Raw genomic sequence first — 16,028 nt, 5'->3', positions numbered from 1 at the left:
AACTAAACTATTTTATTAAGGATGAGTGAATACGTAGAGAATATACAAGTAGCCGATGATGCTGTGGGAGGTGAGTTTGAAAGAACACCAGTTCCTAGTTCAAAACTGAAAGGTTGGAAAAGTTTTATTGGAATGTATGCAGGAGAACATGCAGCAGGTACAGAATTCATGATTGGACCCTTGTTTTTGACAGCTGGAGTTAGTGCGTTTGATTTGATAATTGGACTTTTGTTGGGTAATATTTTGGCCGTATTAAGTTGGAGGTTTTTGACAGCTGAAATTGCTGTAAAAAATAGATTGACTTTGTATTATCAACTAGAAAAAATTTGTGGTAAAAAATTAGTTACAGGTTATAATTTAGCCAACGGAATTCTGTTTTGTTTTTTGGCAGGTTCCATGATTACGGTATCCGCAACAGCCGTAGGTATACCTTTTGATATGCCTATGCCTAAATTGGATGATACTTTACCTAATGGTATGACATGGATTGTAATTGTTATTGCGATTGGAGCGGTTATCTCTATAATTGCGGCGCGTGGTTATGATACTGTTACGAAAGCTGCGAATTGGATGTCTCCATTTATTGTTTTAGCCTTTGTTGCAGCTGGTGTTGTTGCACTAAGTCAACTGGGAGTAGAAAGTTTTTCTGATTTTTGGAATATCTGGGGAGAAGGTGGAGAACCATTTCCTGGGCAAACGAAATTTACGTTTTGGCATGTTGTTATTTGGTCATGGTTTGCAAATGGTGCTATGCATATTGGAATGTCAGATTTATCAGTTTTTAGGTTTGCCAAAGAAGCAAAAGCAGGTTGGGCTACGGCAGCAGGGATGTATGTAGGTCATTATATGGCTTGGATTGCTGCGGCTTTATTATATGCTGTATATTTAAAATCTCCTGAAGCACAAGCGTTTTTAAGTGCGGGTGCAGCGCCTCCAGTGGCTCCAGGGCCTATGGCATTCAATGCTATTGGAGTGTTTGGAATTATCGCTGTAGTATTGGCTGGTTGGACAACCGCAAACCCAACTATTTATAGGGCAGGACTTGCATTTCAAGCGATACTTCCAAAATTATCTACAGCAAAAGTTACAATATTAGCGGGTGCAGTTGCAACAGTTGCTGGTCTGTTTCCTGCATTTGCAATGAAACTATTAGGTTTTGTAGCATTATATGGGTTTATTTTATCTCCGTTTGGAGCTATTATTGCCTTCGAACACTTTTTTCATAAAGATTGGGGTATTAAAAAGAATTACGCAGAGGTAGCAGGGTTACAAATTAACAAAGCTGTATTGCTAGCTTGGGGAATTAGTTTTGGATTGTTTTATTTTATATCCGTAAAATTTGATGTCTTTTTATCCTTTGTAACTTTGCCTGCTTGGTTATTATGTGGTTTGTTATTTATGATTTTTAGTAAGTATTATCAAAATAAGAAATGAATCTAGTTTTGCTTTATAAGTTTATGAAATGGTGCAATGTTTTAAAACGAGTGTAAAAAGTTAGATTAGGTTTAATTATGTTGAAAAAACGATAGTTTTTTCAAGTTTACAATATGGTTTATTTCTGAATTTTAGATTTAGATGAATCACCAGGTAGTGAGTAGCTATCTTTTAGTTTTAGTGTTTAAGTGAAAAGGTCTTTCTGTTTTATGGAAGACCTTTTTTTATTTAAAAACCTTTGTGTTTAACAAGAGAAAATCCTCCAAAAAAATGGAGGCTTTTGTATGTTGTTTGTATAATTAGGGGAGGAATTCCTTTTATAAGAGTTGGTAAGTTGGTGAGTGGGAAGTCATGTTTAAGCTTTAAGCAGGACTAAATCATTGAGCTTTTTATGAGAGAAGTAGCTACGTCTGTGGGGTGTTAAATAAAATAAGTTACGTTTTGAATATGAGTTTTATTTGATAGTATAGGAGATTGTATATATTTTCTTAATTCAGAAAATCATATTTGGTAATTAAAATTTAAATATGTTATTATTTATTGAAATGATTTACTTGAATTTATGCTGTAGAGAGGTAGTAGTTATTTTATTTACAATACTTTATTTGGATGTTTTTGTAAAAATCCCGTATCTTTGTGTGCGCACACGAAAATAGTATTTAACGTAAACGAAAAGATATGAATTTATTTAATGTAGAGAAGAAAGTAATACTTATCACTGGAGGGGGAGGAGTATTAGGAGGTCAAATGGCTGAATATTTGTTAGGTAACGGAGCAACTGTTGTGATTTTGGACTATAAGCAGGAAATTGTAGATACTGCTTTAGAGAGACTTAAGAAAATAAGTAATGCTGTTGAAGGTTTTGTTTGTAATGTATTGGATGAAAAAAGCACAAAAGCAGTTTCAGATCAAATAATTTCTAAGTTGGGAAAGATCGATGTTTTAATTAATGCAGCAGGTGGTAATATGCCCGGAGCCACAATAGGTGAGGATCAAGATATATTTGATGTGAAAATCGATGATTTTAAAAAAGTAGTTGATCTGAATTTATTCGGAAGTATTATACCATCCTTAGTTTTCGGAAAGGCAATGACTGAGAATAAAGAAGGTGTCATAATAAATATATCATCTATGACAGCTCAAAGTGCAATTACTCGAGTGGTTGGATATTCGGCGTCTAAGGCAGCAATAGATAATTATACAAAATGGTTGTCTGTGGAGTTAGCTTCTAAGTTTGGTGATGGTATGCGTGTAAATGCAATTGCACCAGGATTCTTTATTGGAAATCAGAATCGTGCTTTGTTAACAAATGAAGATGGATCTTATACAGAAAGAGGGAATACTATTATTCAAAATACTCCTATGAAACGTTTTGGTGAAGCAGATGAGTTAAATGGATCTATTCATTTCTTATGTTCAGAAGCTTCTAAATTTGTGACAGGTGTTGTTGTGCCTATTGATGGTGGATTTAGTGCATTTAGTGGAGTATAATTAAAATTTTAGAAAATGGAACAAACGTGGAGATGGTATGGGCCAATGGATCCTGTACAGTTATCAGATATTAAACAAGCAGGGGCTACAGGTGTGGTTTCAGCATTACATCAAATTCCAAATGGAGAAATTTGGACAAAAGAGGAAATCTTAGAAAGAAAGGAAATTATCGAATCAGCAGGTTTGACTTGGTCAGTGGTTGAAAGTATTCCTGTACACGAAAATATCAAAACAAGATCTGGTGATTTTGAATTGTATATTGAGCGATATAAAAAAAGTATCGAAAATCTTGCAAGTTGTGGTATCTATACTGTTTGCTATAATTTTATGCCTGTTTTGGATTGGACCAGAACCGATTTAGAATTTGAAGTAGAGGATGGATCAAAAGCATTGCGTTTTGATGTAGCAGCCTTTGCAGCTTTTGAATTATTTCTATTAAAAAGACCAGGAGCTGAAAATGAATATTCCGAGAAACAGATAGCCGAAGCAAAAAAAGTCTTCCAGGCAATGTCTGAAGCAGAAAAGGAAAAGTTGATTAAAAATATTATAGCTGGGCTCCCAGGAGCTGAAGAAGGTTATACTATAGAGCAGTTTCAAAATATTTTGGATACATATAAAGATATTGATGCTCAAAAATTAAAAGAAAATTTAGTCGCTTTTTTAAAGGAAATCATTCCGGTTGCCTCTCAGAACGAAGTGATGATGTGTATTCATCCTGACGACCCTCCATATCAAATTTTAGGTTTGCCAAGGGTGGTTAGTACTGAGGAAGATTATGCTTATATTTTTGACCAGGTACCTGATATATCTAATGGAATTACTTATTGTACGGGATCCTTAGGTGTAAGAGAGGATAATAATTTAGTTAAGATTTTTAAGAGATTTGCAGATAGAGTACACTTTTTGCACTTAAGAAGTACACAACGTGATGCTGTTGGAAATTTCTACGAAGCAAATCACTTAGAAGGTGATGTTGATATGTATGCGGTCATTAAGGAAGCGTTACTAGAAGAAAAAAGAAGAATTTCAGAAGGAAGGAAAGATGCGTTGATACCAATGAGACCTGATCACGGTCATCAAATGTTAGATGATTTATCGAAGAAAACGAATCCAGGTTATTCAGGAATTGGAAGATTGAGGGGACTTTCCGAATTACGAGGTCTTGAATATGGAATAAAAAGAAGCTTGTAATATGGAATTTTCCAAAGGAATACATTCTGAAATAGAAAATTTATTTCTAAATTCGGAAACGGCGAAAACACTCTATTTTGAGTACGCTTGTAAAATGCCAATTATTGATTACCACAATCATCTCTCTGCAAAAAAGATAGCTGAAAATGTACCAGTATCAAATATTACAGAGGCTTGGTTGGCAGAGGATCACTATAAATGGAGGTCAATGCGTATGAATGGTATTGATGAGAGTTATGTGACAGGTGATACTTCTAATTTAGAAAAGTTTCAAAAATGGGCGGAAACAGTACCTTATACAGTTGGAAATCCATTATTCCATTGGAATCAATTGGAGCTAAAGAGATACTTTAATATAAATGAAATTTTACAACCTTCTAATGCCACTGAAGTATATGCTAGATGTAATGAGATTTTAGAGAAAAAAACGCCTCAAGATTTGTTAAAAGATAGGAATGTTGAAGTTATTTGTACTACTGACGATCCTGTAGATTCTTTGGAATATCATATTGAGATTGCAAATGGTGATTTTTTTACCAAAGTATTACCAACATTTAGGTCTGATAATATATTTTTTATTGATACTGATAATTTCAAGAACTACTTATCACAATTAGGAGAGGCCTCTGGAGTTCAAATTACAAGTTTGAAAAGTTTATTGAAAGCTATATCTAATCGGATAGAGTTTTTCGATTCGGTAGGTTGTAAATTATCTGATTATGGGGTTTCTGGAGAATTGGTGATTGAAGATGCTACAGAAGAGGAGGTAACTGCAATTTTTTCTCGTTTTTTGCTAGGTATTAAATTATCTAAAATTGAAATAGCAAAGTATAGAACATTTATGCTTTTGACTCTGGCAAAAAAATATCACGATAAAGATTGGGTACAACAATATCATTTAGGAGCAATTAGAAATAATAATGATAGACTTACCAAAGTTTTTGGTGCAGATGCAGGATGTGATTCTATAGGAGATTATTCTATAGCAGAATACTTGTCAAAGTTTTTAAATCATCTAGATTCTCAAGAAAAGTTAGCGAAAACAATTACATATAATTTGAATCCAGCATATGATGAGGTGTTTGCGACCATGATGGGGAATTTTGCATCGAGCGGAGTTCCAGGAAAAATGCAATGGGGAGCAGCATGGTGGTTTTTGGATCAAAAGCAGGGAATTGAAAAAAATCTTAAAACTTTATCTAGTTTAGGTTTATTAAGTCGCTCGTTAGGAATGTTAACCGATAGTAGAAGTTTTTTGAGTTTTCCTAGGCATGAATATTTTAGACGAGTCCTTTGTGATTTAATTGGTGAGCAAATAGAGAATGGAGAATTACCGAGTGATATACCGTTTTTCGGAAAGTTTGTTGAAAATATATCGTATTACAACACGAAGAGTTATTTTAATTTTTAATAAAATAAAGAGGAATCAAGACCCTTTTTTTGCAATTATAAGCGTTCAAAGAAGTTGTTTTTTTTATTGAGAGATTTTTTATAAATTTATGTCCCTTTCTAAATACCATGTTTTAAGGGATGTAAGTTTAGGGAATAAAATAATTTCAAAAAAAGCGATTTTTTTCATTGTTGTAACGATAAAAAGATCTAGTTTTGCATCCGCTAAGGAAAACAGCTATTGTTGTTTTGACAGGCGAAGAGTTCTTTAAAATGCTGGTAAAATTTAAGATTAAGAGTTTTAAAAAATAAATTAAATTTTATTTTTTTATAACGAAAAAAGGTTTTAGATTTGCAGCCGCTAACACGCCAAGCGTTGTTAGTGAGAAAAGAAACAAACCAGATCTAAGATCTGACGTTCATTGAAAATATTGAAATTGACAGCGTAAAATTAAAGATTAAATTACGTGTTTTTAGTAACACGAATTCTGATTAGAGTAAGCTAGTATCGTATAAAAACAAGTCACTTCGGTGACTAAAAAAAATAACGATGAAGAGTTTGATCCTGGCTCAGGATGAACGCTAGCGGCAGGCTTAACACATGCAAGTCGAGGGGTAACAGGGAGAAGCTTGCTTTTCTGCTGACGACCGGCGCACGGGTGCGTAACGCGTATAGAATCTACCTTGTACAGAGGGATAGCCCAGAGAAATTTGGATTAATACCTCATAGTATAACTGAATGGCATCGTTTAGTTATTAAACATTTATGGGTACAAGATGACTATGCGTCCTATTAGTTAGTTGGTAAGGTAACGGCTTACCAAGACATCGATAGGTAGGGGTCCTGAGAGGGAGATCCCCCACACTGGTACTGAGACACGGACCAGACTCCTACGGGAGGCAGCAGTGAGGAATATTGGACAATGGAGGCAACTCTGATCCAGCCATGCCGCGTGAAGGAAGACTGCCCTATGGGTTGTAAACTTCTTTTATATAGGAAGAAACACTCTTACGTGTAAGAGCTTGACGGTACTATATGAATAAGGACCGGCTAACTCCGTGCCAGCAGCCGCGGTAATACGGAGGGTCCGAGCGTTATCCGGAATCATTGGGTTTAAAGGGTCCGTAGGTGGACTAATAAGTCAGAGGTGAAATCCCATAGCTCAACTATGGAACTGCCTTTGATACTGTTAGTCTTGAGTTACTTGGAAGTAGATAGAATGTGTAGTGTAGCGGTGAAATGCATAGATATTACACAGAATACCGATTGCGAAGGCAGTCTACTACGAGTATACTGACACTGATGGACGAAAGCGTGGGGAGCGAACGGGATTAGATACCCCGGTAGTCCACGCCGTAAACGATGGACACTAGTTGTTGGGATTTATCTCAGTGACTAAGCGAAAGTGATAAGTGTCCCACCTGGGGAGTACGGTCGCAAGATTGAAACTCAAAGGAATTGACGGGGGCCCGCACAAGCGGTGGAGCATGTGGTTTAATTCGATGATACGCGAGGAACCTTACCAGGGCTTAAATGTAGGATGCATTAGGTAGAGATACTTATTTCTTCGGACTTCTTACAAGGTGCTGCATGGTTGTCGTCAGCTCGTGCCGTGAGGTGTCAGGTTAAGTCCTATAACGAGCGCAACCCCTATTTTTAGTTGCTAACAGGTTAAGCTGAGGACTCTAAAGAGACTGCCGGTGCAAACCGTGAGGAAGGTGGGGATGACGTCAAATCATCACGGCCCTTACGTCCTGGGCTACACACGTGCTACAATGGTATGGACAGAGAGCAGCCACCTGGCGACAGGGAGCGAATCTACAAACCATATCACAGTTCGGATCGGAGTCTGCAACTCGACTCCGTGAAGCTGGAATCGCTAGTAATCGCATATCAGCCATGATGCGGTGAATACGTTCCCGGGCCTTGTACACACCGCCCGTCAAGCCATGGAAGCTGGGAGTGCCTGAAGTCGGTCACCGCAAGGAGCCGCCTAGGGTAAAACTGGTAACTAGGGCTAAGTCGTAACAAGGTAGCCGTACCGGAAGGTGCGGCTGGAACACCTCCTTTCTAGAGAAAGAGATGTTAGGTTATGAAAATTAAGAATTGTTTAATTCTTTAATTGCTGTTCAATTTTATATTATATACAAGACTAAAAGAAACAGAGTCTCGTAGCTCAGCTGGTTAGAGCGCTACACTGATAATGTAGAGGTCGGCAGTTCGAGTCTGCCCGAGACTACTTTTTTAAAAAAGAGTTAGGTATATAACATATAGGAAATTTTAGAAGTTGAGTATTCGTTAGAAGTCTAACGACTAACTACCCAATACTAGCTACTAGTAATTTTGGGGGATTAGCTCAGCTGGCTAGAGCGCCTGCCTTGCACGCAGGAGGTCATCGGTTCGACTCCGATATTCTCCACAAAAGTCAATTGACAATTATCAGTTGACAATTAGCAATTTTATAATTGTTATTTGTTATTTGAGAATTGTTTATTGCAAAGAGTTCATTGACATATTGAAATACTGATATCGTATGATATTAGAAGTTATATTTTAGAAAAACTAAAATTAATAACGAGCTATAATACAAATAGAGGCATGCATAGCATGCAAACCGTAGAAGGTATTTAGTTTGGGATAAGTATTAATACTTATTTCCTGCTACTAATTACATGATACAAATAATAGAATAAAAGAGCAAAAAGTACAAAAAGCTAAGTAAGGGCGTATGGCGGATGCCTAGGCTCTCAGAGGCGATGAAGGACGCGATAAGCTGCGATAAGCTTCGGGGATTTGCACATAAGAATTGATCCGAAGATTTCCGAATGGGACAACCCAGCATGTTGAAGACATGTTACTCCGCAAGGAGGGCGAACCCGGTGAACTGAAACATCTAAGTAACCGGAGGAAGAGAAAACAATAGTGATTCCGTTAGTAGTGGCGAGCGAACGCGGATTAGCCCAAACCAATCTTGTTTCGGCAAGTTTGGGGTTGTAGGACCACGACATTTGATGTTAATTGAATCAGAACAAACTGGAAAGTTTGGCCATAGAGGGTGATAGCCCCGTACGGGTAAGATTAATTATTGATAGTGGTATCCTGAGTAGTGCGGGACACGAGTAATCCTGTATGAATCCACCGGGACCATCCGGTAAGGCTAAATACTCCTGAGAGACCGATAGTGAACTAGTACCGTGAGGGAAAGGTGAAAAGAACCCTAAGTAAGGGAGTGAAAGAGATCCTGAAACCGTACGCCTACAAGCGGTCGAAGCACATTTACTGTGTGACGGCGTGCCTTTTGCATAATGAGCCTACGAGTTACTGTTTCTAGCAAGGTTAAGTGATTCAGTCACGCAGCCGTAGCGAAAGCGAGTCTGAATAGGGCGTATAGTTAGTAGTAGTAGACGCGAAACCTGGTGATCTACCCATGGGCAGGTTGAAGCTGTAGTAACATACAGTGGAGGACCGAACCCGTTGACGTTGAAAAGTCTTGGGATGACCTGTGGGTAGGGGTGAAAGGCCAATCAAACCAGGAAATAGCTCGTACTCCCCGAAATGCATTTAGGTGCAGCGTTGTGGTTTAGTTTATTAGAGGTAGAGCTACTGATTGGATGCGGGGGCTTCACCGCCTACCAATTCCTGACAAACTCCGAATGCTAATAAATATACACAGCAGTGAGGGCATGGGTGCTAAGGTCCATGTCCGAGAGGGAAAGAACCCAGACCATCAGCTAAGGTCCCCAAATATATACTAAGTTGAACTAACGAGGTTCGATTGCATAGACAGCTAGGATGTTGGCTTGGAAGCAGCCATTCATTTAAAGAGTGCGTAACAGCTCACTAGTCGAGCGATCGAGCATGGATAATAATCGGGCATAAGTATATTACCGAAGCTATGGATTTATGATTTATCATAAGTGGTAGGGGAGCATTCTAGTTGCGTTGAAGGTGTTCTGTAAGGAATGCTGGAGCGTCTAGAAAAGAAAATGTAGGCATAAGTAACGATAAGGCGGGTGAGAAACCCGCCCACCGAAAGACCAAGGTTTCCTCAGCGATGCTAATCAGCTGAGGGTTAGTCGGGACCTAAGGCGAACCCGAAAGGGGTAGTCGATGGACAACTGGTTAATATTCCAGTACCTGCTCACGTTAAAAGTGACGGATTCGTATAGTTGTTGCGTACTGACAGAATAGTACGTTGAAGGGAGTGGTAACACCCCGATAGTACACTGAGACTTCGGTCAAGGTGATAATACAGCGAAGCGAGTTCCAAGAAAAGCGAGTGAAGCAGCCCGTACCCTAAACCGACACAGGTGGTTGGGAAGAGAATTCTAAGGTGCTCGAGTGATTCATGGCTAAGGAACTAGGCAAAATCGCCCCGTAACTTCGGGAGAAGGGGCGCCCATCTATGATGGGCCGCAGTGAATAGGTCCAGGCGACTGTTTATCAAAAACACAGGGCTCTGCTAAAACGAAAGTTGATGTATAGGGCCTGACACCTGCCCGGTGCTGGAAGGTTAAGTGGAGGAGTTAGCTTCGGCGACGCTCTCAAATGAAGCCCCAGTAAACGGCGGCCGTAACTATAACGGTCCTAAGGTAGCGAAATTCCTTGTCGGGTAAGTTCCGACCTGCACGAATGGTGCAACGATCTGGACACTGTCTCAGCCATGAGCTCGGTGAAATTGTAGTATCGGTGAAGATGCCGATTACCCGCTACGGGACGAAAAGACCCCGTGAACCTTTACTATAGCTTAGTATTGACTTTGGATAAGTAATGTGTAGGATAGGTGGGAGACATCGATCATGCGTCGCCAGGCGTATGTTAGTCGTCCTTGAAATACCACCCTTTGCTTGTCTAGAGCCTAACCCTGCGAAGGGGACAGTGCTTGGTGGGTAGTTTGACTGGGGTGGTCGCCTCCAAAAGAGTAACGGAGGCTTCTAAAGGTACCCTCAGCACGCTTGGTAACCGTGCGTAGAGTGCAATGGCATAAGGGTGCTTGACTGCGAGACTAACAAGTCGATCAGGTTGGAAACAAGAGCATAGTGATCCGGTGGTTCCGCATGGAAGGGCCATCGCTCAAAGGATAAAAGGTACTCCGGGGATAACAGGCTGATCTCCCCCAAGAGCTCACATCGACGGGGGGGTTTGGCACCTCGATGTCGGCTCGTCACATCCTGGGGCTGGAGAAGGTCCCAAGGGTTGGGCTGTTCGCCCATTAAAGTGGCACGCGAGCTGGGTTCAGAACGTCGTGAGACAGTTCGGTCTCTATCTGTAGCGGGCGTTAGAAATTTGCGTGGATCTGACTCTAGTACGAGAGGACCGAGTTGGACTAACCTCTGGTGTATCTGTTGTTCTGCTAAGGGCATTGCAGAGTAGCTACGTTGGGAAGGGATAAGCGCTGAAAGCATATAAGCGCGAAACCCACCACAAGATGAGATTTCTTTAAAGGGTCGTGGAAGATTACCACGTTGATAGGCTATAGGTGTAAAGGCAGTAATGTCATAGCCAAGTAGTACTAATAACCCATAGGCTTTTGTACAAAGAACTTCCGCTAGGCAACTAGCGGGAGGGAAACTCTTTATACATTCTATTACTCCAAATATTATAGCACTTCTAATTTGAATATTATATTTATGGCATCTGTGATGCATTTCAATATGTTAATTATTAAATACTGGTTTAAGAAATTAGACTAGCAAAGACCTTAAGGTGGTTATTGCGATAGGGCTCACCTCTTCCCATTCCGAACAGAGAAGTTAAACCTATCAGCGCAGATGGTACTGCCTAACCGGTGGGAGAGTATGTCACCGCCTTTTTTTGAAACCTCAATCAGTAAAATGATTGAGGTTTTTTTTTGTGATAAACTTAAAATACTTTTTACTGCATCGATACTATTGAACAATGTATACACGAAAGCTGATATTGAAACAATACAATCTTATAAAAAAATCCCTCTTATTAGATAATAAGAGGGATTTTTAAGAATTATATAATAACTAAAGCTTATTGTTTTGTTAGGATAGTATCTGTAATTAAATTCATTAAAGATATTCCAGCAATTTCCGCTTGCTGCGGAAGCAGGCTTGCTTCTGTCATCCCAGGAACTGTATTCATTTCTAAAAAATGAGGTTCATCATTAATAAAGATAAATTCAGATCTCGAAAAACCACTCATGTTTAAAGATTTGTATAGATGTTTTGCTGCTCTGGAAACATTCTCTTTTTGAATACTATTGATCCTGGCTGGTGTGATTTCTTGAGATTTACCGAGATATTTTGCTTCATAATCAAAGAAATCGTTTTCAGATACAATTTCCGTTATGGGTAGTACTATGATTTCTCTATTATATTGAATTACGCCAACAGAAACTTCTATTCCATCAAGAAAAGATTCAATAAGGATTTCGTGGTCTTCTTGGAATGCTATTTCTAAAGCTTTATCTAAATCTTCTATCTTATGTACTTTGCTAATCCCAAAACTAGAACCAGCATTGTTAGGTTTTACAAAAAAAGGAAGTCCAACCTTTTTGATAATAAATTCATTAGAATAGTCATCGCCTTTGTTTAAATAGATGGATGTTGCGGTTTTAATGCCATAACTTTTGGCAACACTTAAACAATCTCTTTTGTTAAAGGTTAACGCCATCTGGTAAAAGGGTGCAGAACTATAAGGAATATTTAGTAAATCAAAATATGCCAATATTTTACCATCTTCACCAGGAGTTCCATGGATAACATTAAAAACAAAGTCGAATAGAATCTTTTTATTATCTATAGTAGCTGAAAAATCATTTTTATCAATAGGATGCAGCTTATTATCAGAATCGATTAAAGACCAGCTTTTTTTCGAGATTATAATTTTATATGAATTGAATTGAGCTGTGTCAATATTATTGTATACGACAGTTCCACTTTTTATTGAGATGTCGTGCTCAGAGGAGAATCCTCCCATAATAACTGCTATGTTCTTTTTTGTCATAGAATTGGACTAAGAATTAGGCTTCAAAAATATCAAATATAATTTAATAAGGTACCTATTCGTTTTATATCTTTGTTTAAAATAGTGAAAAATGAGTTTAGGTAGATACATCGTAAGCAAACAGTTTTTAATTCAGTTGAGCATTGCTATTGTAATGGTAGTTTTAATTTTTATCGGACTGGTAAATTGGCTTACAACCACAACAAATCATAATGAAGAAATAAAAGTACCAGATTTATCTAGGTTGAGTGTAGAAGTAGCTCAGAAGAAATTAGCGGAGTTGAATTTAAGATTTGAAGTGATTGATTCTGCTAGTTATAATCCTGATTATCCTAAGAAATCTGTGATTAATCAATTTCCAGAAAAGGAATCTTATGTCAAAGAAAATAGAAAGATATTTTTGACGTTGAACCCTTCTAAATATGGTAAAGTTGAAATTCAGGAATTTTATGGTAAAACTAAATATGAGGTCATTGCACAGTTAAAATCATCTGGCTTTGTAATTGGAAAAATATTGTTTATCCCAGATATCGGTAGAAATGTTGTTAGAAAGCTTAGAAGTGATGGTAATTACTTAAAACAAGGTGATAAATTAGAAAAACACTCTGAAATCGATTTAGTTTTGGGTAATGGTAAAGGAAAATAATATGATAGAACAGGGAGTAGAAAATAATGAATTGGACCAAGAGGATCAATTTGAGCATTATAGATTTGTAGCCGCTGACGGACAGGTTCCATTAAGAGTTGATAAGTTTTTAATGAATTTTATTGAAAGAGCAACTAGAAATAAAATTCAAGAGGCTGCGAAAGCTGGAAAAATATTTGCAAATGATGTTGCAGTGAAGTCGAGCTATAAAGTGAAGGCAAAAGATGTTATTACGGTTGTATTAGAGTTTCCACCAGTAGAACATGAATTAGTTGCTGAAGATTTGCCATTGGATATAGTTTATGAGGATGATGCTTTGATCGTTGTAAATAAAAAGGCTGGTATGGTTGTGCATCCTGGTCATGGAAATTATACAGGTACCCTTGTAAATGGATTGATGCATCATATAGAAAATTTACCAAAAAATAGTAATGAGCGTCCTGGTTTGGTGCATCGAATAGACAAAGATACAAGTGGTCTATTAGTGATTGCAAAAACGGAAGCAGCCATGACTTTTTTAGCCAAACAATTTTTTGACAAAACTACGGAAAGGGTTTATCATGCCTTGGTATGGGGAAACATTGAAGAGGATGAAGGTACGATTGAAGGTAATATTGGTAGAAGCTTAAAAAATAGGCTTCAGATGTCGGTTTTTCCAGATGGAGATTTTGGAAAACATGCAGTGAGTCATTTTAAAGTTTTAGAGAGATTTAATTATGTAACTTTGGTGGAATGTCGTTTAGAAACGGGTAGAACACATCAGATACGTGCTCATTTTAAATATATTGGACATACTTTATTTAATGATGCTAGGTATGGTGGTGATGCAGTATTAAAAGGAACAACATTTACTAAATACAAGCAGTTTGTTGAGAATACTTTTAAAGAGTTACCAAGACAGGCTTTACATGCAAAAACGCTTGGTTTTATGCATCCAACGACAAAGGAGATGATGAGATTTACATCAGATACTCCAGAAGATATGTTGAGTGCCTTGGAAAGATGGCGTGCTTATACAATCAACACAAAAGAAGATCTTAAATAAAATAATGATTTATTTGTTATGAAAATAGTTATTTCCCCTGCCAAATCTTTAGATTTGGATTCAGCAATACCAACAAATAGTTTTAGTCAACCTGAATTCTTAGAGGATTCAGAAAAGATTTCAGCGGTTTTGAAAAAGAAATCACCCAAAAAAATAGGTGAATTAATGTCTATTTCAGCCAAATTGTCTGATTTAAATTGGCAAAGGAATCAGGATTGGAAATTACCATTTGATCTTGAGAATGCTAGGCAAGCTGTATATGCTTTTAAGGGTGATGTATATATCGGTTTGGATGCCTATACTATTGAAGAGAATAAATTAGGACAATTGAACGATAAGTTGCGAATTTTGTCTGGTTTATATGGTATTCTAAAACCTTTGGATTTGATTCAAGCTTATAGATTGGAAATGGGAACTAAATTAAAGGTAGGAACCAAAGAAAATTTATATCAATTTTGGGGAAATAAAATAACAGATTTGCTTAATGCTGAAATGAAGGAAGGGGAGCTTTTGGTAAATTTGGCAAGTAATGAATATTACAAAGTAGTAAAACCTAAATTAGTCAATAACACCATTGTAACTCCTCAATTTAAAGACTATAAAGATGGAAAGCTTAAGATGATTTCATTTTTCGCAAAAAAAGCAAGGGGTATGATGGTTAGATATATTATTGATAATGATATAAATGATGTTGAAGGATTAAAAGGGTTTAATGTAGATGGCTATGGTTTTAGTGAAGAATTGTCGACAGAGAAAGAGCTTGTCTTTGTGAGATAGAAGAAAATCGGAAGTGTTTTTTTTACAATACTTTTTAATACATAGGCAACCACAATTGTGATTAGAAAATAGAGTGCAAAATATAGATATTGGTTATGTTTTTTCGCTGGATTATTCGTTATTTCCAACCATGGTTGTCTTAAAAAACCGCTAACAGCGAATAAGTACATTGAAAGTTCGCCAATCTTGATAATCGTTTTTCCAAGGTATGTGTTTCTTGTTTGTTTATAGAAACCTGTTAAGACAGGTATTGTAATAAGAATCATGCTAATTTGCGTAAAAGACCATACATACGTGTTGTATTGCCCGAATATGAAAATTAGGATAGACAGTAACCAAATTATCAAAAAAGGTTTAGTTTGCTTTGAGGTGGCCCATATGATTCCAATAATAAATACAGGTAGGTTTCCAATGAAATTGTAATATAAACTGAAATTAATTTTAGTAAAAATACTAGCAGTGGATAAAATTATTAGGTAGGTAATGATTATAATAAAGTATAATCCATGGTTATGTTTTTTATGAATTTTCATCAAAAAAGGGAAACAAAAGTATAATTGAACGATCATTGAATAAAACCAATAAGGGCCGCTAAGAGTGAAAACCTTTCCTGGAATTAAATTAGCAACTAAAGTGTATCTAATTGCTATAGATTCTATAACTCGATATGAAAAATCCATATTGAGAATGATATACCGGTAAAATAACAATAGAATTATTGCAATCGTAAAAGTTGGGTAGAGTTTTATGAAACGATTCGTTATAAATCTTTTAAATTTTAATTCTTTACCGTAGTATACAATTGCGAGGCCGTATCCACTGCAGAAAATAAATATTTGTATTCCAAAATGGCCAAAATAAGTAACAAAATTTTGAAAAAAACGTGAAGGAGAATTAAGCGTTTGACTAATGAAATTATTTATTTGATTTGGCTGGAAGTAAAATTCATTATGACCTACTGAAGGAACTATATGATTAAAATAGTTATGAAAAATAATCATGAGAATACCAATTCCTTTTAAATAAGAAGTAGCTTTGAGGCTGATTTTATCTATATTCATGAAAATTGTAATGCTTTA

Annotated in this window: 9 protein-coding genes, 2 tRNA genes and 3 rRNA genes; 12 read left to right on the top strand and 2 right to left on the bottom strand. The window is 37.0% G+C overall.

Going from position 1 to position 16,028, the window contains the following annotated elements; translation table 11 throughout:
* Positions 1–21: 21 nt before the first annotated feature.
* The 9 genes from AC2DGP_RS05930 (at position 22) to rrf (ending at position 11,319) form a co-directional block, all read left to right on the top strand.
* Complete coding sequence (locus AC2DGP_RS05930; RefSeq protein WP_484492092.1) at positions 22–1,434, top strand: purine-cytosine permease family protein; 1,413 nt, start codon at positions 22–24, stop codon at positions 1,432–1,434.
* Positions 1,435–2,112: 678 nt separating this feature from the next.
* Positions 2,113–2,925, top strand: a complete 813-nt coding sequence (locus AC2DGP_RS05925) for an SDR family oxidoreductase (RefSeq protein ID WP_484492091.1) — start codon at positions 2,113–2,115, stop codon at positions 2,923–2,925.
* A 15-nt stretch (positions 2,926–2,940) separates the two neighbouring features.
* Positions 2,941–4,116: a mannonate dehydratase gene (gene uxuA, locus AC2DGP_RS05920; protein ID WP_484492090.1), complete on the top strand. Its 1,176-nt coding sequence runs from the start codon at positions 2,941–2,943 to the stop codon at positions 4,114–4,116.
* A gap of 1 nt (position 4,117) precedes the next feature.
* The gene (uxaC, locus tag AC2DGP_RS05915) at positions 4,118–5,527 is read left to right on the top strand and encodes a glucuronate isomerase (protein WP_484492089.1); all 1,410 of its coding nucleotides are present in this window, start codon (positions 4,118–4,120) and stop codon (positions 5,525–5,527) included.
* A 525-nt stretch (positions 5,528–6,052) separates the two neighbouring features.
* Positions 6,053–7,576 (top strand): 16S ribosomal RNA (locus tag AC2DGP_RS05910).
* 95 nt (positions 7,577–7,671) lie between these two features.
* Positions 7,672–7,745 (top strand) — tRNA-Ile (locus AC2DGP_RS05905).
* A 106-nt stretch (positions 7,746–7,851) separates the two neighbouring features.
* Positions 7,852–7,925 (top strand) — tRNA-Ala (locus AC2DGP_RS05900).
* 287 nt (positions 7,926–8,212) lie between these two features.
* Positions 8,213–11,042, top strand: a 23S ribosomal RNA gene (locus tag AC2DGP_RS05895).
* Between the two features lie 166 nt (positions 11,043–11,208).
* Positions 11,209–11,319 (top strand): 5S ribosomal RNA (rrf, locus tag AC2DGP_RS05890).
* Together the 16S, 23S and 5S rRNA genes with 2 tRNA genes alongside form the textbook arrangement of a ribosomal RNA operon.
* Before the next feature lie 187 nt (positions 11,320–11,506).
* Here the strand turns inward: rrf and AC2DGP_RS05885 are convergent.
* A complete protein-coding gene (locus AC2DGP_RS05885) occupies positions 11,507–12,481 on the bottom strand; it encodes a D-alanine--D-alanine ligase (protein WP_484492088.1) in 975 nt (324 codons plus the stop codon).
* A gap of 91 nt (positions 12,482–12,572) precedes the next feature.
* Between AC2DGP_RS05885 and AC2DGP_RS05880 the strand changes: the two genes are divergently transcribed.
* Genes AC2DGP_RS05880 through yaaA form a run of 3 tightly spaced genes read left to right on the top strand, consistent with a single transcriptional unit; the run spans position 12,573 to position 14,949 of the window.
* Positions 12,573–13,127 (top strand): PASTA domain-containing protein, encoded by a 555-nt coding sequence (locus tag AC2DGP_RS05880; protein ID WP_484492087.1) that lies wholly within the window; start codon positions 12,573–12,575, stop codon positions 13,125–13,127.
* A 1-nt stretch (position 13,128) separates the two neighbouring features.
* Positions 13,129–14,172 carry an RluA family pseudouridine synthase gene (locus AC2DGP_RS05875; protein ID WP_484492086.1) on the top strand — a complete coding sequence of 348 codons (1,044 nt, stop codon included), beginning with the start codon at positions 13,129–13,131 and terminating at the stop codon, positions 14,170–14,172.
* 18 nt (positions 14,173–14,190) lie between these two features.
* Positions 14,191–14,949, top strand: coding sequence for a peroxide stress protein YaaA (gene yaaA / locus AC2DGP_RS05870; protein WP_484492085.1), 759 nt, complete (start codon positions 14,191–14,193; stop codon positions 14,947–14,949).
* Here the strand turns inward: yaaA and AC2DGP_RS05865 are convergent.
* The gene (locus AC2DGP_RS05865) at positions 14,895–16,010 is read right to left on the bottom strand and encodes an acyltransferase family protein (RefSeq protein WP_484492084.1); all 1,116 of its coding nucleotides are present in this window, start codon (positions 16,008–16,010) and stop codon (positions 14,895–14,897) included. The two genes, yaaA and AC2DGP_RS05865, sit on opposite strands and share 55 nt — an antisense overlap.
* Between the last annotated feature and the right edge of the window lie 18 nt (positions 16,011–16,028).

It is taken from the genome of Flavicella sp. IMCC45537, assembly GCF_057197705.1.
The sequence above is the reverse complement of the archived record's forward strand: the minus strand, read 5'-3'. Positions and strand labels throughout refer to the sequence as shown.

Excerpts from the sequence above, each read along its gene's own strand:
- AC2DGP_RS05930 (WP_484492092.1), top strand. The coding sequence starts at position 22 with ATGAGTGAATACGTAGAGAATATACAAGTAGCCGATGATGCTGTGGGA.
- AC2DGP_RS05875 (WP_484492086.1), top strand. The coding sequence starts at position 13,129 with ATGATAGAACAGGGAGTAGAAAATAATGAATTGGACCAAGAGGATCAA.
- AC2DGP_RS05880 (WP_484492087.1), top strand. The coding sequence starts at position 12,573 with ATGAGTTTAGGTAGATACATCGTAAGCAAACAGTTTTTAATTCAGTTG.
- AC2DGP_RS05865 (WP_484492084.1), bottom strand. The coding sequence starts at position 16,010 with ATGAATATAGATAAAATCAGCCTCAAAGCTACTTCTTATTTAAAAGGA.
- AC2DGP_RS05885 (WP_484492088.1), bottom strand. The coding sequence starts at position 12,481 with ATGACAAAAAAGAACATAGCAGTTATTATGGGAGGATTCTCCTCTGAG.
- uxuA (WP_484492090.1), top strand. The coding sequence starts at position 2,941 with ATGGAACAAACGTGGAGATGGTATGGGCCAATGGATCCTGTACAGTTA.
- uxaC (WP_484492089.1), top strand. The coding sequence starts at position 4,118 with ATGGAATTTTCCAAAGGAATACATTCTGAAATAGAAAATTTATTTCTA.
- yaaA (WP_484492085.1), top strand. The coding sequence starts at position 14,191 with ATGAAAATAGTTATTTCCCCTGCCAAATCTTTAGATTTGGATTCAGCA.
- AC2DGP_RS05925 (WP_484492091.1), top strand. The coding sequence starts at position 2,113 with ATGAATTTATTTAATGTAGAGAAGAAAGTAATACTTATCACTGGAGGG.